Here is an 18,596-nt window from a genome sequence, read left to right as displayed (position 1 = left end):
CATAAATTAAGAGATGAGGTCATGCTCATCGCATGTGCTCTCCATAACTTTAAAATAAAACTCAACCAATAAGAGCTTATTCTATATATCCTCTATTCTGTTTTTGGCCTGTTTTTCTGAAAACAGGCCAAAAACAGAAGCCGGGTTTTCACCTGCCCTTTCTCTGGCTGGGCTTTAGAAGGCTTTACAGGCATTAGAGCTGAAAACTGCGGCTTCGGCAATAAAAAGGCCCTACGTTTGAAAACCTCACAATGATTCCCTAAATTGGTTGAGCCGGGCTCTGTCTGGTTCCTCAATTTGGCTTGCCTATGGAAACCGTACTTGTCTTGGGTGGCACCGGCGCGCTGGGCTCCTGCATTCTGGAAGCCCTGAAACAGCAGCACTACCGCGTGCGCGCCACCGCCCGTACCGCCCTCAAAGCCCAGCAGCTGCAGCCTAGCGTGCACGAGGTGGTGGTGTGTGACCCAACACAGCCCCAGACGCTCACCCCCCAGCTGGTGCAGGGGGTAGACTTCATCATTTCAGCGTTGGGCAAGAGCCTGAGTTTGACAGACCGCAGCAAAACCACGTTTCAGCAGGTAGACTTTGAAGGGAACCTGAACGTGCTCCGGCTCGCCGAACAGCACGGGCGCATCAAAAAGTTTGTGTACGTGAGCGCTTTCAGCGGAGAGAAACACCCCAACGTGGCGTATTTCAAGGCCCATGAAGATTTCGCGCGGGTGCTGCAGCAAAGCCAGATCACTTCTGCCGTCATCAAGCCACCGGCCCTGTTTTCGGCATTCTTAAGTCTGGTGCCCCTCGCCCGCAAGGGCCAACTGGCCTCTCTGGGGCCCGGCAACCGCCGCACCAACCCCATTCATGAGCAGGAAGTGGCGGAGGCCTGCGTACAGGCGCTCACCCAACCCCGGCCGGTGGTGGAACTGGGCGGACCCGTCAACTACACGCGCAAAGAACTGGTAGAGCTGGTGAACGGCCGCCTGGGCCCTTCCCGGCTCACGCCGCAGGTGCCGTACTGGCTGGTGCATTCGCTGCTGCCGGTGGTGCGGCTGGTGGACCGCTCTTTGTATGAGAAAGCCGCCTTCTTTGTAGAGGTGACCAAAGCAGACTGCGTGGCCCCCGCCGTAGGCCACCGCCGGCTGGAAGATTATTTAGCTGAGCATGTGTAGAATCCTAGTTGGGGCATACGCCGTTTTTCCCGATATTTGCGTAACTCGTTTAAGACGTATACCACATGGGAAGAGCATTTGAGTTCCGGAAAGCCCGGAAGATGAAACGCTGGGATATGATGTCCAAGCAGTTCACCCGCATAGGGAAAGAGATTGTGATGGCCGTGAAATCTGGCGGTCCTGACCCCAACACCAATGCCCGTCTGCGCGTGTGCATTCAGAACGCCAAAGGGGTGAACATGCCCAAAGACCGCGTGGAAGCCGCCATTAAACGCGCCCAGGGCAAAGACGAAGCAGATTACTCTGAGGTAGTGTATGAAGGCTATGGCCCCCATGGCGTGGCCGTGCTGGTAGAGACCGCCACTGACAACGTGAACCGCACCGTGGCCAATGTGCGCATGCACTTTAACCGCACCGGCGGCGAGCTGGGCCGCACCGGCCAGTTTGACTTCATCTTTGAGCGCAAAGGCGTGTTCCACCTAGACGCTGAAGGCCTGGACCTGGAGGAACTGGAGCTGGATTTGATTGACTTCGGGCTGGAGAGCATTGACAAAGACGAGGAGGAAAACGAAATCATTATCCAGACCTCGTTTGGTGATTTTGGCGCCATGCAGAAAGCCCTGGAGGAGCGCGGCCTCAACGTGAAAAGCTCTGAACTGCAGCGTTACCCAACGGTTCTGAAAGAACTCACGCCTGAGCAGCAGGAAGACATGGAAAAACTGATTGACCGCCTGGAGGAAGATGATGACGTGCAGGCGGTGTACCATAACATGAAAGAAGAATAAGCTGTTTTCGGCCTGTTTTAGCCAAAACAGGCTGAAAACGGAAAACCCAACCGCCCCGCTTTCTCTGGCAGAAGGCGGGGCGGTTATATTAAAGAACGATAGATAGGCTGATTATTTCCCCAGCATCCAGTCCAGGGCGTCTTTCTTCTTCACAAAGTAGTTGGCGGCAAACGTACTCTTTTCTTTGCCCCGCACCATGATGGTAGTAATGGCCAGGTGGCTGTTCAGATCCTCAGGTATCACCAACGCCACTTTCTTAACGCCCAGTTCAGACAGCCGCGGCAGCAGCACCTCACTGCTCCATTTTTGATCAGCGGGTTGAATCTCACCTATGCGGCTGGAGTTGGCCAGCCAGTACTTCAGCTTTTTTTGGGCCACCAGTTCCATGCAGTAGGTCACCGCTTCCCTAAACTGGGCAGACGTGAACGTGCCGTCCCAGTCCATGGTAATGACTGAGTCTTTCTCGTCTACTTCAATGTGCAGGAAAGGGAATTCTCTGTAGGGCACGGGTTGTCGTCTTCTTATTTTTCTAGCGGCTATTTCTTTGAACGCTTTGGCTAAAAGCATTATTTTCAATGCCAACCATTTTTATTTAGCCTTCCAAAAGTAGACATTTAAGAGATGCTTCTTGCACTGTTTCTCCGTTTTGTGAGTAGAATTAACATTACGCAGAGTAAAAGGAACAAGATTCCAGTTAAAATAATCAACCACCGCTCTCTTAGTCTTAACTTCCTTATTGTGAGTTGTAAAGCTTGAAGTTGTTTTGTTTCCCGTGAGCTCCAAATCTTAGTATCAGGCTTTGTCTTTGTTGATTGAGATATATTGTAGAGTTGGCGCAGCTCTTGTATTTCACTATTTTCTTCTTTAGTCAACTTGTTTGTTCCCGAACACTCTGATGCATACAAAAATGGGTTACTAGTATATGCAGCAGCATAAATCAAATACTTCTCACCCACCTCAAAGGCCAAATCACATGTTTTACTTCCTTGGCTTGCGAAAGTTCTATACTCAAAATGGTCATAAACTTCACCTTTCAGCGTTTCAAGTATTTTTACTTTATATAAAAAAACAAAGCTACCACGTGTGTCAAAACCTCCTGTTTCATCTTTTTCTGACAGCACTTCCCCTATAAAAACTTGGTCTGCCTGTTCCCACTTTTCCTTGGTAGACAGTACCTCTACGCACATACAAGCAAGAGAATTGCAGCTTAACCCGAAGACACAAATAATAAAAATCAGAAGTCTCTTCATACAGAGGCAGTTTGGAAGACTAATTTCCATGAACAAGATGCAGGCTAGCACCTCTTTCAATAATCAACCTCTTTTACTGCGCCACTGCCGGTTTCTCCATCACCTGGCCGCAGTTGCTGCAGGTGCGTTTTTCCTCAGAAGCCCAGAACGCATTCATCACCACGGGCAGCTGTCCCACAATGTCAGAAACAGGAATGAACTCCTCGTAGAGCTTAGTATGGCAGTTCTCGCAGTACCACTGAAAGCCGTCCAGTTCGCTTTCATCGCGGTAGCGCTCCATGACCAGGCCCACGGTGTTGGGGCCGCGGCGCGGAGAGTGGGGCACATTGGGCGGCAGCAGGAAAATACTGCCCTCTTTGATGTGGATGTCTTTAAACTCGCCTTCGTCTATCACCTTGAGTACTATGTCACCTTCCAGTTGATAGAAGAATTCCTCGCCGTTGTTCACGTGGTAGTCTTTGCGCAAGTTGGGTCCGCCCACCACCATCACAATAAAGTCTTTGTTGTCTTTGTACACCTGCTGGTTGCCCACCGGCGGCTTGAGCAGGTGGCGGTGTTCGTCTATCCATTGCTTAAAGTTGAAGGCAGGTTGTAAGGCCATGGCAGTACAGCGTTGAAGTGAAAGAATAGGCTCCCCGCACAAGAGAGCCGCCCCCAAGGTACGAAACCGCGCGCAGAAAAGATAAACCTGTTTCTGGCCTGTTTTCTGGAAAACAGCCTTAAAACGCAGCAGCAGGCGGGTAAACCGCTTCTGCACATTGATTTCTGCGCGGCTATCCTGTACTTTTACTCTTATGGATTTAAATATACGGCACAAGCACGCCCTTGTCTGCGGCAGCACCCAAGGGATAGGCAAGGCCTGTGCGCTGGAACTGGCGCTACTGGGTGCCAACGTTACGTTAGTAGCCCGTCATGAGGAGCGGCTGCAGCACACCCTGCGCCAGCTTGACACCTCTGCCGGACAGCAGCACCATTATGTAGTGGCAGACTTCACCCGCCCCTCTCAAGTGCAGGAACAGATAGAGAAGCACCTGCAGCGGGTGGGCCAGGCCCATATCCTGGTGAACAACACCGGTGGCCCGGCTGGCGGCCCGGCTATTGACGCCCGTGCAGATGAGTTTGAGCAAGCCTTTGCCGCCCACCTTCTCTGCAACCATGTGCTGGTGCAGGCGGTGGTCCCTTACATGAAAGAAGCTGCCTACGGGCGCATCATCAATATTATTTCTACTTCGGTAAAGCAACCAATTAAGGGGCTGGGGGTCTCTAATACGATACGGGGCGCGGTGGCCAACTGGGCCAAGACCCTTTCTTTTGAACTGGCGGCGTTTGGTATCACGGTGAACAATGTTTTACCCGGCGCCACCATCACCGCCCGCCATCATTCCCTGATTGAGAGCAAGATGCAGAAAACCGGCCTTTCCCGGGAGGAAATTGAAAAAGAGATGAAGGAAGGAATACCGGCCAACCGGTTTGCAGAGCCAGAGGAAGTAGCCGCCGCCGCGGCCTTTCTGGCCTCACCTGCGGCAGCCTATATCAACGGCATTAACCTGCCGGTAGACGGCGGTCGGCTGGGGAATCTGTAAACGTGTCCCAAGCTCGCTCCGCCAGAGAACAGCGTTATAAATTATTTTTATGCCACAATTTTATACTGAATTAGATGCCCCCCTCTTCTCTTGACCTGGTGGTACCGTGTTACAACCCCAGTGCCGGGTGGGCGGTTCAGATGACACAAAACATGCAGAAGCTCCAGACGCTTCTTTCAGGCATAGACTTACACCTTATTTTGGTGAATGACGGCTCTAGCCGTGGCGTTCAACCTTCTGATATTCAACACCTGCAGAAACATCTGCCTTCTTTCACCTACCTCTCTTATGAGGTAAACCAAGGCAAGGGCTTTGCCCTGCGCACCGGTGTTGCCCACAGCACCAGCCCTTTGTGCCTCTACACTGATATTGATTTCCCTTATGAGGAGACAAGTATGGCCCGGGTTTACCAGACCTTAGCCCACGGAAATGTAGACATTGCCATTGGCATAAGAGACGCAGACTATTACGCCCAGGTGCCCCCCAGCCGCACTAAAATTTCTAAATTACTAAAGCGGCTCACCAGAAACTTTTTACGGCTCCCCATCAATGACACCCAGTGTGGGCTCAAAGGTTTTAACCAGAAAGGGAGACAGCTCTTTTTAGAGACCCAGATCAACCGGTACTTGTTTGACCTTGAATTTATTTACCTGGCATCTAAGCTCGCCCAAGAGGTAGTGATGGTTCCCATAGAAGTGGCCTTGAAGCCAGAGATTGTCTTCTCCAAAATGAACTTCAAGATACTGTTGCAGGAAAGTTACAGCTTCTTAAAAATCTTCTTCACCTCTTCTTCCCAAAGGTTTAAATCTAAATGAAAACCAATACAAAAGCACTTCTTGGCTTGCTAATAGGCACCGTTGCCCTCTTATACCTCTTTTGGGGATCCACCTTGTTTGATGCCCGGTTAAACATGTTTGGGTTTGGCGGTGATGGAACAAAGAACTACTACACCTTTCTTTATTACCTGAAAGCCGACAACGGCACCCATTTCTCCGGCATGAATTACCCTTACGGTGACCATGTGGTGTTTACTGACAATCAGCCAATAGTCGCTTTCATCTCCAAGTGGTGGCACAACCATGTCTCGCCGGTGTATCCGGGGGGCTTGGCGGTGATTAACGGGCTAATGATCTGGAGTGTGGTTCCCACGGTGCTGCTCCTCTTTCTTTTACTGCGCAGGAGCCTCCTCTCTGTACCGGTTGCCGCAGTGGCAGCTTTGGCTATTGCTTTCCTTTCTCCCCAGCACATCAGGCTGGGAGCCCATTACGCCTTAGCGTACTCTTTTGTGATCCCGCTGCACTGGTATTTGCTGGTGCGCATGCAGGAAAGCAGGAGGCACCGGCTCTCCTGGACTATTGCCCTCACGGCGGCGGCCTGTTTTACAGGGCTGCTCCACCCGTACTACCTGGCCATGCACGCCCTCTTCCTGCTATCTTACGCCGTAGTGGTCTTTCTTTACCGGAGGAGGTCAGCGGGGCGTTTGGTGCTCTTGACCGTGGCAGCAGCACTTCTGCCTATTCTGCTTTTCAAGACGTGGCTGTCTCTCACAGACATTATCACTGACCGGCCTGACACTCCCAATGGCTTTTTTGGGGGAAGGGCCAACGTACAGGGCATGCTGCTCCCTTCTATGGGGTCTGTACATGAATGGATTCAGCATTATCTTGTTCAGCTGACCAGCTACAGCGTGGAGACGTTTGTGTACATTGGCCTGGCCGGCAGTCTCTGCATTCTGCTCACACTCGTCAAGTTCAGCAAGGGAATCAAGAACAGGAAACGGAAACGTCTCTTTACCCCTACCCTGCCAGCCCCTCTGCAGTTCACCGTGGGGGCCAGCATCCTGGTACTGCTATTCGCCTTTGCCATTCCGCTTAAGTTTTTTTCTGCCGCTATCCTGGATTACCTCCCGCTGGTGAAACAGTTCAGGGCCATTTCCCGCTTCGCCTGGATTTTCTACTACATCATAGCCGTCTATGGGGCCTTTTACTTCTACCGTCTCTACCGCCTGTGGCGCATGAAGGGTGCCCGGGTGAAGGCTTACGCTCTGGTGGCGGCCATTTTCCTGTTCTGGGGGTTTGAAGCCTGGGATTACTACGGCCGCCTGACTCCCAACCTGCGCAACCAGCTAGGGAAGGATTTCATTTCGTCAGAAACCGAGAGCTTTGTAGATTACCTGCACACGGCCGGCGTTTCACCGGCAGACTTTCAGGCCATAGTGCCCCTGCCCTACTACACGGCCGGCTCTGAGAAGTTGGAAATCAATCACGGTCTTTCTGTTGACCGCAGCATGCAGGCCTCCTTGCACACAGGGTTGCCCATCACAGCCTTCATGATGTCGCGCACCTCGTTAGCCCAGTCAATGCAGCAGATGCAGCTCCTAAGCAGTGATCTCATCACCAAAGAACTGCTTCCCCACCTCCCCAACAGAAAGCCTCTTCTGCTGGTGGTGGTGCCAGACAGCCTGAACCCAAGTGAAAAACGTCTAATGCAGAAGGGGCAAAAACTCTTCTCCAATGCCAGCTTCAGCCTTTACTCCCTGTCCTTAGATTCCTTGGCGGCCACTGAGAAGCCGCAGGCGGCAGCCTTCTTCGCCCAGAACAAAGCCCAACTGCATCAGCAGGGCAGTTTGTACTTAACACAAGACCGCAAAGATTATCTATTGAGGGACTTTACAGACCAGCCAGAGGCAGAAGAGGGACTTTATGACGCGGGAGGCGCGCTGGTGCCCAGAAAAGGGTATCAGCTCTTATTAGACTCCCTGCCCCATGCCAATGACACCACCCTCTATGAAGTCTCTCTCTGGGTTAATCTCAAAAATGCCCAGGACGCGCCTTCTATGGCGTGCTTTGTGATGAAGCAGGATTGGGAAGTAATGGCCAACCAGGAAGTCAGTGCTAAAACCAGCTCTGAAATAGTGGGCAGTTGGGTGAGGCTCAGCACCCAGGTACCTGTCAAACCCGGCCAGAAACTGGAGGTCAGGGTAAATGGCAGAGGGGCAACCGCAGACCATTTCATGGTAAAACCGGCCTCCCTTGACATCTACCGGTACACCCCAAAAGGAAAACTGCTCAAAAACAACTATCTTTTGCAGGACTAGGCATTACCCGTATGCTCCACCTGCAGAACTTCCTCAACGGCACCTTCGCCCCACCGGCCTCTGGCAAATACCTGCCCAACAGCAATCCGGCCACGGCCGAAGTGTTTTCCCAGATTCCTGATTCTGATGAGCGGGACGTACAGGAGGCGGTGAGGGCAGCCCGGCAGGCGTTCCCGGCGTGGTCAAACCTGTCCGCTGAAAAGCGGGGAAGGCACCTGATGCGGCTGTCTGCGTTGATTGACCAGAACCTGGAGCGTCTGGCAGAGGCTGAAACAACTGACAATGGCAAGCCGCTTACGCTTTCCAGGACCATGGACATTCCCAGGGCCAGCAGCAACCTGCACTTCTTCGGGACGGGTATTCAGCACTTTGCGTCAGAGTCGCATTTCATGGAGGGCGTGGCGGTGAACTACACCGTGCGGCGGCCGCTGGGCGTTGTGGCCTGTATTTCCCCGTGGAACCTGCCGTTGTACCTGTTCACCTGGAAAATTGCCCCCGCCCTGGCCGCCGGAAACTGTGTGGTGGCCAAGCCTTCTGAAATCACCCCGTACACCGCCCATCTACTGGCCGAACTCTGCGTGGAGGCCGGTCTCCCCGCGGGTGTGCTGAACATTGTGCACGGCACCGGTGCCAAGGTGGGGGCGGCCCTGGTAGAACATCCAGACGTCAAAGCCATCTCCTTTACCGGCGGCACCCAAACCGGCAAAACCATTGCCCGTACGGCGGCGCCCATGTTCAAAAAACTTTCCCTGGAACTGGGCGGCAAGAACGCCACCGTCATCTTTGCTGATTGCGACTTTGAAAAAACCGTAACCACTGCCGTACAGGCCGCCTTCGCCAACCAAGGGCAAATCTGCCTCTGCGGCTCCAGAATCTTGGTGGAGCGGCCACTGTATGAGCAATTCAAAGCCGCTTTTCTGGAAAAAGTAAACGCTTTAAAGGTAGGTGACCCGCTGGAAGAAGAAACGAACATAGGTGCTTTGGTCTCTGAGCAGCACCTGCAGAAAGTGCAGCAGTACATTGCCCTGGCCAAAGAGGAAGGCGGCACGCTGCTCACCGGCGGCGGGCGGGTTCACCTAGAAGGCCGCTGCGCCAACGGTTATTTCCTACAGCCTACTGTCTTTGAAAACCTTCCCCACACCTGCCGCACCAACACAGAGGAAATCTTCGGGCCGGTGGTCACGTTGATGCCGTTTGACTCTGAAGAAGATGCCGTTCACTTCGCCAACTATACAGAATACGGGCTCGCTGCCTCGGTCTGGACCCAAGACTTAACGCGGGCCCACCGTGTGGCTCATGCCCTGCACGCTGGTATTGTATGGGTAAACACGTGGCTGCTCCGGGATTTACGCACGCCGTTTGGCGGCATGAAACAGAGCGGCGTAGGCCGGGAAGGCGGCTGGGAAGCGCTGCGGTTTTTCACGGAGCCCCAGAATGTGTGCGTAAAGCTGTAGTTCAAGGAGTGACTGCGTGATGGATCAAAGGGGGGAATGGTGGGGTTGAGATATGAAGATTTGGGAATGAGGAAATGAGAAAATGCTGTTTTTGGCCTGTTTTGGCCAAAACAGGCCAAAAACGCAAACTGCGGGGTTCCTTCTCCCTTTGGGAGAAGGTTAGGATGAGGGCATGCAGTTCAAGTTTCTACTCTCTACCTAAAACAGAAGTAAGTCACGGAAGTAACTTCCGGGCCATAGTATAAATCCTTGCTTGAAAGACCTTACAGGTCTTGTAGATCTATGCTTCTCACATTTGCCCTCACAGAACAAACTTTCCTTCGTATCTCTTACTCTCTCACATTCCTTTCTGCACACATTCTGTCCCCCCTCCAAAGGGGCAGACTGATGATTTCTCGTGCTGAGTTAGTTGTACAGAGTCATGCATTCCCGAGAATCGGCTTGCCGTTCAATTATCTAAAACTGATGGTTCTTCTACTGTCTTTGTCATCTACCTACCCCCTTCAAAGGGGGACGGCATGCGTGCAGGAAAACTGTGATGTAGCATGCGCCAAAGAAGAAAACCAATTACTTTCCGTTTCCCGCCTACTTTTCTGATTTCAGCCCCAAAACGTACGTTCCTTCGGCCGAAGCCATTCTTGAAATATTTGCTTAATTTTAAGGCTACGAACATTCTAACAAACTACATGAAACATAGCATGAACCGCTGGTTGGTAGTAGCCGCCTGTCTCCTGATGACAGTGAGCACCTATGCCCAGCAGAAGCAGGATTTTACCTTAGATGACATTTTCAGGAAGGGCACGTTCCAGGCGCGGTCAGTGTACGGCGTGAACTGGATGCGGAATGGCCAATATTATTCAAGCCAGGTGGCTGACCAAGCCAACAAAGCCGTAGACATTGTGCAGATGGACGTGCGCAGCGGTCAGCCGCACAGCATTATCCTGAAAGGGCAGGATCTTCAGCTAGACGGCAAAGCGCTGGGGTATGACAACTACAGCTTCAGTGAAGACGAAACCAAAATCCTTTTTGAGACTGAACACGAGCCCATCTACCGCCGCAGCAGCAAAGGCCACTTCTACGTGTATGACCGCGCCGGCAAGAAACTGCAGAAACTGAGCCAGGGCGGAAAGCAGAGTTACGCCACCTTCTCGCCAGACAACAAGTACGTGGCCTTTGTGCGCGACAACAACCTGTTCTATGTAGACCTGGCCACCATGCAGGAGCGCCAGATTACCACAGACGGTAAGTGGAACTTCATCATCAACGGCGGCACAGACTGGGTGTATGAAGAGGAATTCAGCTTCGCACAGGCGTTCTTCTGGTCTCCAGACGGCAAGCAGATTGCCTTCTACAAGTTTGACGAGAGCCAGGTGCCCGAGTACAACATGCAGGTGTGGGGCCCGCTTTACCCCAAAGACTACAAGTTCAAATACCCTAAGGCGGGTGAGAAAAACGCTACCGTGGCTATCTACACCTTTGACCTGGCGTCTGGTAAAACCGTAAAGATGGACATTGGCAATGAGAACGACCAGTACATCCCGCGCATTAACTGGACCAACTCACCCAACCTGCTGTCAATCAGGCGCATGAACCGCCTGCAGAACACCCTGGAGATTCTGCACGCCAACTCTACTACCGGCCAAAGCAAAGTAGTTCTCACTGAGAAAGACAAAGCCTACATTGACATCACAGATGACCTGACGTATCTGGCCAACGGCAAGCAGTTTATCCAGAGCTCAGAGAAAGACGGTTACAAGCACCTCTACCTCTATGACCTTAACGGGAAGCTGGTGCGCCAAATCACAAAGGGCAAGTGGGAGGTGGACAACTTCTACGGCGTTGATGAGAAGAACGGCGTGCTGTACTACACCTCTACCGAGGTTTCGCCGCTGGAGCGCCACCTGTACAGCATCAAGTTGAACGGAAAGGGCAAGAAGAACCTCACCCCCGCTAAGGGCACGCACGTGATCAACATGAGCCGTGATCACTCCTATTTCCTAGACTACCACAGCACCATCAATTCACCTAGCGTGGTAACGCTGTTCACCTCAGAAGGCAAGCCGGTAAAGGTGCTGGAAGACAATGAGAAACTTAAGTCTACCGTGGCCAATTACAACCTGCCCAAGGCCGAGTTCTTTCAGTTTAAGACGTCTGAGAACGTAACGTTGAACGGCTATACCATCAAGCCCGTTGATTTTGACCCGAACAAGAAGTACCCCGTGCTCATGTTCCTGTACGGCGGCCCCGGCAGCCAGGAAGTGATGGACAAATGGGGCGGCAGAAACTATCTCTGGCACAGCTACCTCACCCAGCAGGGCTACATCATCACCGTGATTGACAACCGGGGCACGGGTGGCCGCGGCGCAGATTTCAAAAAAGTAACGTACGGCAACCTGGGCCACTATGAGACCCTTGACCAGATTGAAGGTGCCAAGTACATGGGTAACCTGCCGTACGTTGACAAAGGCCGCATAGGCATCTGGGGCTGGAGTTTTGGCGGGTATATGAGTTCCCTGGCGATCACCAAAGGGGCTGATGTGTTCAAAGCTGCCATTGCGGTGGCCCCGGTAACCAACTGGCGTTTCTATGACTCCATATACACGGAGCGCTTCCTGAAAACGCCCCAGGAAAACCCAGACGGCTATGACAAGAACTCACCCGTGACGTACGCGCATCTGTTAAAAGGCCGCTATCTGCTCATACACGGCACCGGAGATGACAACGTGCATTTCCAGAACGCCATAGAGATGACCAACGCGCTGGTGAAAGCCAACCGCCCCTTTGAGAGCGCCTACTACCCTAACCGGAATCATGGCATCAGTGGCGGCAACACCACTATTCACCTGTTCACCAAAATGACGGAGTTTGTGCTGCGTAATCTATAAGCCACGCGAGTATTGAGGCAAGGGCGCCAGTTCTCCAGGGAGGGCTGGCGCCTTTGTTTTACCTTAGGCGCAGAAAAGCGCCAGTTAAGCCTGTTAATAAGCAGGTTAAACGAGAATTCAGCATTCTATCTGGCTAATAACCCATCTTGTAGATTCATTCAAACTACAAGCCCTAACGCATTACTTGCATGCAACGGTTTCTCTTGACTCTGCTCCTGGCTTTCTACGGAATTACGCTCTTGGGGCAGAACAGCCCTAAGAAAAATGTCTCCTTTTACGTGATGGCCCACCAAGATGACTGGCAGCTATTCATGGGGGCAAACGCCTATAAAGACATTGTCAAACCCAACTCAAAGGTGGTATTCATCTACCTGACCGCCGGCCAGGCAAATAAAAAAGATGAAGCCTATTGGAAAGCACGGGAGGCTGGGGCAAATAACTCTGCGGCCTTTGCCGCCAACGCCTTTGGGAAAACCGGCACGAGAAAATTTATAACCCTTCAAGTCAAAGGGCATTCTGTTGCGGTGTATTACTATAAAAATACGGTCAGCTATTTCTTGCGGCTGCCTGATGGGAACCTTGACGGCAGTGGTTTCCCCAACACGCACAACGCCAGTCTTAAAAAACTCCATACTGCTGCCATTTCCAGCTTGACCGCAGTTGACAACTCTACAACCTATACCGGCTGGAAAGACCTGGAAGCAACTGTACGCGGTATTCTGGAGCGGGAATCAATTCACTTTCAACACATTTCAGTGCATGGCACTGACACAGATGAGTCACAGAACAAAGGAGACCATACAGACCATCTTATGTCTGGCAAACTGGCTGTTGCCGCCTCCTCAGGCTTGGCCAACCAAAATAATTTTTACATCAACTACAACGCTTCTGGCTTTGAACCAAACCTAAGCCCAGAAGACCTGATCAACAAGGCTGCCTTATTTGCAGTGTACAGCCAGACACTCTCAGCGGCACATTATGATAACAGTTGGGACAGGGGGCACCTTAGCTGCCTGCCGCGCATGTATGTTAGAACAGTCACCAACCCAAACAGAGGTAAAACGGGCAGTAGCAATGTAGTAATAGAATCACCCTCTCAGGGGTTGCCTCCTTACTTAGACACTACCCAGGTTACGGTGAAGCCCAACTACCCCAACCCGTTCAAGGACCAAACCACACTCCTGTTTTCTATTCCGGCGGCGCAGGAGGTGGAGCTGCAGATCACAGACCCCACGGGGAAAAAGATTTTTGAGCTTCCTAAGCAGTTGAAACCGGCAGGCATTTATAGGATAAAGGTTGAGGCCAATGACGCCTGGCCGCCGGGCATCTATCTGAGCATTTTACGAATTGGCACCAAAAACTACTGCTCTAAACTGCTGTACACGCCCTAGCCCTTCTATTCATTCCCCGTTTTTCTGCTGAAAACTGGCCCGTTGCAGGCGGTCATTGATGGCACGGCCCAACCCCTGCTCGGGCATTGGTTCCGCCAGGATCACGTCAAGGTCCAGGGAATCTAACGCCCTAAGTGCTGCAAACAGGCTTTTCGCCGCTTCGCTCACGTCCCCCGCCGGGGAAAGTTGAATCTGGTGGTCTTCCGGCACCCCGGGAAACGCCTGCTGCAGGGAAATCACCCCCACCCGGGAAGCATCTACTTTTTTCAGGTTCGTCTCAATGGCTCCCAACAGCACTTTCTTGCGGGGTGAGTAGTGGCTGCTGAGCATGCCGGGCGCGGCGGGATTAGAAGACGAGGTTTTGATTCTGGCTTTGGACACGTTCACCACCTCTTCCAGCTCCTCCAGGGCCAGCCCGCCTAGCCGCAGCACCTCCACCTCATTGCCGTCTAACCGGATGATGGTAGACTCAATCCCCACCAGACAAGACCCGCCGTCAATAATATAGGGCAGCTTCTCCCCTAGCTGGTCTTGCACGTGCTGGGCAGTAGTGGGGCTCACGTACCCAAACGGATTGGCACTGGGTGCCGCCAAGGGGAAGGGCAACTGCTTCAGCAACTCCAGCGTGAGCGGGTGCCGGGGAATACGCACGCCCACACTGTCATGGCCAGACGTGACCAAAAGCGGCACCTTCTCAGACTTAGGCAGGATGAGTGTCAGGGGGCCGGGCATAAAGCGCTCAGCCAGCTGATAGGCTACCTCTGGCACTTCGCGGGCAATGGAGGCCACCTCTTCCATAGAATGGGTGTGTACAATGAGCGGGTCAAACGCGGGGCGGTTCTTGGCCTCAAATATCTTGACCACCGCCGCCTCATCATAGGCATTGGCCGCCAGGCCGTAAACGGTTTCAGTGGGTATGGCCACCAGATCGCCCTGGGTTAGATAAGTAGCCGCCTTTAATAAATCTATGCCAATGTCTGCCATGGTTCTGTTCTGTCTTGCAAAGCTACTACGGCCTTTGCTGAAATTCAGCTATTGCGTTTGCGTTTCTGACCTGTTTTTAGAAAATCAGGCCAAAAACGCATCTGCGTTATTCTCTTGATAGCGTGTGTGGTGGCAAGGGCTAATGGCAAAGACACTCGCAGGTCTGGAAGACACTGCGACGAGGTCTTGTGAACAAGCGGCACTGCGGGGCAGACACTGACTACACTGGCGCGGAGGTTACTGCCGCCCCTTTCACTGTTCCCCGGCTGGGTTCACTGTTCCGTGGCACTCTTTTAGCTTTTTCGCTGAGCAAGAGGAAGAAACTCTGCTTTTTTGTTTTGAGGCTGTTTTCAGAAAAAGAGGCTAAAAACAGAAATCCCCACCAATAGAGGCGGGGACTTTAAATCTATTCTTTCACAGAAACTTATAGGCGCACGGCAGGCAGTTCTCGGCTACACCGTCTCTTTCTGGTACAGCTTAGCCAGCGTGGCCACGGCGTAGTCTATTTCTTCTTCTGTATTGTACTTGCTGAACGAGAAGCGCACATGGCCACGGTTCATGTCAGCGCCCATGGCTCTGAGTACGTGGGAGCCCAGGTCAACCCCGCTGGTGCAGGCGCTTCCGCCGGAGGCGGAAATCTTGTTGATGTCCAGGTTGAAGAGCAGCATCTCATTCATGTCTGAGGCTGGCAGGCTCACGTTCAGAACGGTGTAGAGGCTTTTGTCACCTTGGGCGGAAAGGCCGTTGAACTGCACGTCTTCAATCTGATCACGCAGGCGGGCAATCATGCGGTCTTTCAGGTGCTGAATGTGGCGGTGGTGCCCGTCCATGTCACGGTAAGCAATTTCAAGGGCCTTGGCCAGGCCAATAATGCCGTACACGTTCTCAGTACCCCCGCGCATGTTGCGCTCCTGCGAACCGCCCTGAATCAAAGGATGTATCTTGATGGCCGAGTCTACATAGATAAAACCCACGCCCTTGGGACCATGGAATTTATGGGCAGAACCCACCAGAAAATTAGCCCCAAAGGTTTGTACGTCATGGGTATAATGCCCCATGGTCTGCACCGTGTCTGAGTGCAGCACCGCATCAAAACGCCTGCAGATTTCGGCAATGGCCGAGATGTCATTCAGGTTGCCCACCTCATTGTTGGCGTGCATGACAGAGACAAACGTGCGGGGGTGGCTGGCCAGGGTTTGCTCCAGATGGGCCAGATCCAGTTCCCCTTGCTCGTTCACGCGCAGCAGAGTGAGCTCTATTTCGCCGTTTTTCTCCAGCACTTCCAGCGAATGCAAGACCGCGTGGTGTTCCATGGGCGAGGTAATGGCATGCTTTAAGCCCAGGCTCCTGATGGTGCAGATGATGGCAAGGTTGTCTGCCTCAGTGCCGCCGCTGGTAAAGAAAATTTCTGAGGGAGACGCATTCACTAAATTGGCCACGGTCTTTCTGGCGCCCTCAAGGGCTGCCCGCACCTGCCTCCCGTGGGCGTGTATAGAAGAGGGGTTTCCGTAGTGCTCCAGCATGAAGGGAGCCATTACCTCAAAAACTTCTTTGTCTAACGGCGTGGTGGCCGCATTGTCTAAATATACACGCATGGGGAATCTTAGTTTTTACAACAACAACAGGTACAGCAGAAACGGTTCATAGCTTTGTGAGTAGCAGGCAGCACGTAACAAGTAGCAGGACTAGTTTGGCAACGGCGGCAGGTTTAGGCAGTATTCTGTTTTTAGCCTGTTTTCAGAAAAACAGGCCAAAAAACAGAAATGGGGTTACTCAGATTTGTCTGAGATGATTTCTTTGATGTCAGCAATGATTTTGTTGGCCAGGTGGTCAGCCGTAGAAAGGCTGTCTGACTCGGCGTAGATCCTGATAATGGGCTCAGTATTAGATTTGCGCAGGTGCACCCACTCCCGGTTGAACTCTATCTTAACCCCGTCAATGGTATTGATGGGCTGCTTGGCGTACTTCTTCTGCACTTTGCCCAGAATAGCGTCCACGTCAATGCCCTGGGTCAGCTCAATCTTGTTCTTGGAGATATAGTAGTTTGGGTACTTGGCCCGCAGGCCGGACATGCGCAAACCTGATTTTGCCAGGTGGGACAGGAACAGGGCAATGCCCACCAGGGCGTCACGGCCATAGTGCAGCTCCGGGTAGATGATACCGCCGTTGCCTTCGCCGCCCATTACCGCGTTCTGCTCCTTCATCATATTCACCACATTCACCTCGCCCACGGCAGAGGCGAAATAGGTGCCGCCGGCCTTCTCAGTGACATCACGCAGGGCGCGGGTAGAAGAAAGGTTAGAGACGGTGTTGCCAACCTTGTGCTGCAGCACATAATCAGACACGGCCACCAGCGTATATTCCTCGCCAAACATGCTGCCGTCTTCATTCACCAGGGCCAGGCGGTCTACGTCTGGGTCTACCACAATGCCCACATCATAGTTGCCTTTCTCCATCAGGCGGGAGATTTCACCCAGGTTCTCGGGCAGCGGCTCAGGGTTATGCGGAAAATTTCCGTCTGGCTCACAGTAGAGTTTCTCTATCTGGGTCACGCCCAGGGCTTCTAAGAGCATGGGCACGGCAAACCCGCCGCTGGAATTCACAGCATCTACCACCACTTTAAAATTAGCGGCTTTGATGGCCTCCACGTCTACCAAAGGCAGGTCTGTGATGGCCTTTATGTGCTTCTTGATAAACTTGTCGCTCTGGGTGTATTTGCCCAGCTTGTTCACGTCAGCAAAATTGAACGCCTCCTGCTCCGCAATCTCCAGTACGCGCTTGCCTTCGGCGTCATTGATGAACTCACCGTGCTGGTTCAGAAGTTTGAGGGCGTTCCACTGCTTGGGGTTGTGGCTGGCCGTGAGGATGATCCCCCCTCCTGCCTTCTTGGCCGGAACGGCCATCTCCACGGTTGGCGTGGTGGAAAGCCCCAGGTCAATCACATTGATGCCCAGGCCCTGCAGGGTGGCCACCACCAGACGGTTCACCATGTCCCCGGAGAGGCGGGCGTCTCTGCCTATGACAATGGTGTTGTTACTGGTGTTCTGGAGCATCCAGGTGCCATACGCCGCCGCAAACTTCACTACATCTACCGGTGTTAGCGCCTGACCCACTTCCCCCCCTATGGTGCCTCTTATTCCTGAAATTGACTTTATTAATGCCACGGTTTGATATTTTTAATTCCTGCAAAAGTAGTAAAATCAAGCTGATTTGTTGCAACTGCCTTGCCTCTCCCTTCTGTATATCTGTTCTAAGAGCTTCTGATTTTTGATTTTACTGGCGAATCTGGGGAGCAAAAGGCTCTGATATGGGCCGGCGGTAAGCTGCGCAGCAGCATTGCGGAGTAAAAAGGCCAAAACCAGGTTCTTTTACTGCCGTTTTGGGGCACAACAGACCACGGCAGCCTGCTGTAAAAGCAAATTGGCAAGAAACTCCCTCAACACCACACCGGCTCAGGCACCTCGTTATCACCGGCAGCCAGGATTTCTGTTTTCGGCCTGTTTTTCTGAAAACAGGCCGAAAACAGAAATATTTTAAGTGTATACATGCCCCTTGTAGAGACAGCACCAGAAAGGCAGGACGCTGCAGAAAATTCTGCCAGACAAGCGCCTGCCCCATGCGCAGCGCCTGTTGTTGGCTCACCTGTTTCAGCTGCGCAGCCAGGCAAACACAAAAATTGTTGAACAAAAGGAGAGGAATTACAGTAGATGGTTGGTTAACCAGATAAGAAAGAGAGGCTGAACTAGATAAAAACTCTTTTACCCTTACCGTGAACCAGATGACAGATTTTCCTTTTTAAGATATCTCTGAAATAAAATTGAATTTCTTTTATGGAATTACCCAAAGCGCCGCATCTAGAGAGTATGAAAGCGACAAGCGCACTTTTTATTCCATACAGAGAGAGACATTTATACCATCAGAGAGCAGATCAAGGATTTGGCTTTCTGGCACTTTCCTAAAGGATACCACCAAAGCGTTGTTATCAAATCATTAAGGAACCA

Annotated in this window: 14 protein-coding genes; 8 read left to right on the top strand and 6 right to left on the bottom strand. The window is 52.3% G+C overall.

Annotated elements, in window-relative coordinates:
* Positions 1 to 308: 308 nt before the first annotated feature.
* A complete protein-coding gene (locus FHS90_RS11715; RefSeq protein ID WP_182513175.1) occupies positions 309 to 1,166 on the top strand; it encodes an NAD(P)H-binding protein in 858 nt (285 codons plus the stop codon).
* A gap of 65 nt (positions 1,167 to 1,231) precedes the next feature.
* On the top strand, positions 1,232 to 1,951 hold the full coding sequence (locus tag FHS90_RS11710; protein ID WP_182513174.1) for a YebC/PmpR family DNA-binding transcriptional regulator: 720 nt from the start codon (positions 1,232 to 1,234) through the stop codon (positions 1,949 to 1,951).
* A 111-nt stretch (positions 1,952 to 2,062) separates the two neighbouring features.
* Here FHS90_RS11710 and FHS90_RS11705 read toward each other — a convergent pair whose 3' ends face one another.
* From FHS90_RS11705 to FHS90_RS11695, 3 genes are all read right to left on the bottom strand, one after another.
* On the bottom strand, positions 2,063 to 2,458 hold the full coding sequence (locus FHS90_RS11705; protein ID WP_182513173.1) for a hypothetical protein: 396 nt from the start codon (positions 2,456 to 2,458) through the stop codon (positions 2,063 to 2,065).
* Positions 2,459 to 2,565: 107 nt separating this feature from the next.
* Positions 2,566 to 3,201: a netrin-like domain-containing protein gene (locus tag FHS90_RS11700; protein WP_182513172.1), complete on the bottom strand. Its 636-nt coding sequence runs from the start codon at positions 3,199 to 3,201 to the stop codon at positions 2,566 to 2,568.
* Positions 3,202 to 3,274: 73 nt separating this feature from the next.
* Positions 3,275 to 3,802: a 3-hydroxyanthranilate 3,4-dioxygenase gene (locus FHS90_RS11695; protein ID WP_182513171.1), complete on the bottom strand. Its 528-nt coding sequence runs from the start codon at positions 3,800 to 3,802 to the stop codon at positions 3,275 to 3,277.
* A gap of 193 nt (positions 3,803 to 3,995) precedes the next feature.
* On the opposite strand from FHS90_RS11695, the gene FHS90_RS11690 reads away from it, so the two are divergent.
* The 6 genes from FHS90_RS11690 to FHS90_RS11665 all read left to right on the top strand — a co-directional run bounded on the left by FHS90_RS11690 (position 3,996) and on the right by FHS90_RS11665 (position 13,611).
* Positions 3,996 to 4,784 carry an SDR family oxidoreductase gene (locus tag FHS90_RS11690; protein ID WP_182513170.1) on the top strand — a complete coding sequence of 263 codons (789 nt, stop codon included), beginning with the start codon at positions 3,996 to 3,998 and terminating at the stop codon, positions 4,782 to 4,784.
* Between the two features lie 74 nt (positions 4,785 to 4,858).
* A complete protein-coding gene (locus FHS90_RS11685) occupies positions 4,859 to 5,599 on the top strand; it encodes a glycosyltransferase (protein ID WP_182513169.1) in 741 nt (246 codons plus the stop codon).
* Positions 5,596 to 7,881, top strand: coding sequence for a DUF6311 domain-containing protein (locus FHS90_RS11680; protein WP_182513168.1), 2,286 nt, complete (start codon positions 5,596 to 5,598; stop codon positions 7,879 to 7,881). Before FHS90_RS11685 ends, FHS90_RS11680 begins: the two co-directional genes overlap by 4 nt.
* 11 nt (positions 7,882 to 7,892) lie before the next feature.
* On the top strand, positions 7,893 to 9,335 hold the full coding sequence (locus FHS90_RS11675; RefSeq protein WP_182513167.1) for an aldehyde dehydrogenase: 1,443 nt from the start codon (positions 7,893 to 7,895) through the stop codon (positions 9,333 to 9,335).
* Positions 9,336 to 10,021: 686 nt separating this feature from the next.
* Positions 10,022 to 12,220: a S9 family peptidase gene (locus FHS90_RS11670; protein ID WP_082893822.1), complete on the top strand. Its 2,199-nt coding sequence runs from the start codon at positions 10,022 to 10,024 to the stop codon at positions 12,218 to 12,220.
* A 188-nt stretch (positions 12,221 to 12,408) separates the two neighbouring features.
* Positions 12,409 to 13,611 (top strand): PIG-L family deacetylase, encoded by a 1,203-nt coding sequence (locus FHS90_RS11665; RefSeq protein ID WP_182513166.1) that lies wholly within the window; start codon positions 12,409 to 12,411, stop codon positions 13,609 to 13,611.
* Positions 13,612 to 13,620: 9 nt separating this feature from the next.
* Here FHS90_RS11665 and FHS90_RS11660 read toward each other — a convergent pair whose 3' ends face one another.
* The 3 genes from FHS90_RS11660 to glmM all read right to left on the bottom strand — a co-directional run bounded on the left by FHS90_RS11660 (position 13,621) and on the right by glmM (position 17,759).
* Positions 13,621 to 14,595 (bottom strand): L-threonylcarbamoyladenylate synthase, encoded by a 975-nt coding sequence (locus FHS90_RS11660; RefSeq protein WP_182513165.1) that lies wholly within the window; start codon positions 14,593 to 14,595, stop codon positions 13,621 to 13,623.
* Positions 14,596 to 15,047: 452 nt separating this feature from the next.
* A complete protein-coding gene (locus FHS90_RS11655) occupies positions 15,048 to 16,190 on the bottom strand; it encodes a cysteine desulfurase family protein (protein ID WP_182513164.1) in 1,143 nt (380 codons plus the stop codon).
* A 174-nt stretch (positions 16,191 to 16,364) separates the two neighbouring features.
* Complete coding sequence (gene glmM / locus FHS90_RS11650) at positions 16,365 to 17,759, bottom strand: phosphoglucosamine mutase (protein WP_066839585.1); 1,395 nt, start codon at positions 17,757 to 17,759, stop codon at positions 16,365 to 16,367.
* Positions 17,760 to 18,596: the final 837 nt, after the last annotated feature.

The organism is Rufibacter ruber (assembly GCF_014138425.1).
GTDB lineage: Bacteria > Bacteroidota > Bacteroidia > Cytophagales > Hymenobacteraceae > Nibribacter > Nibribacter ruber_C.
Note: the sequence above shows the minus strand (reverse complement) of the source record. Positions and strands in the feature narration are given on the sequence as shown.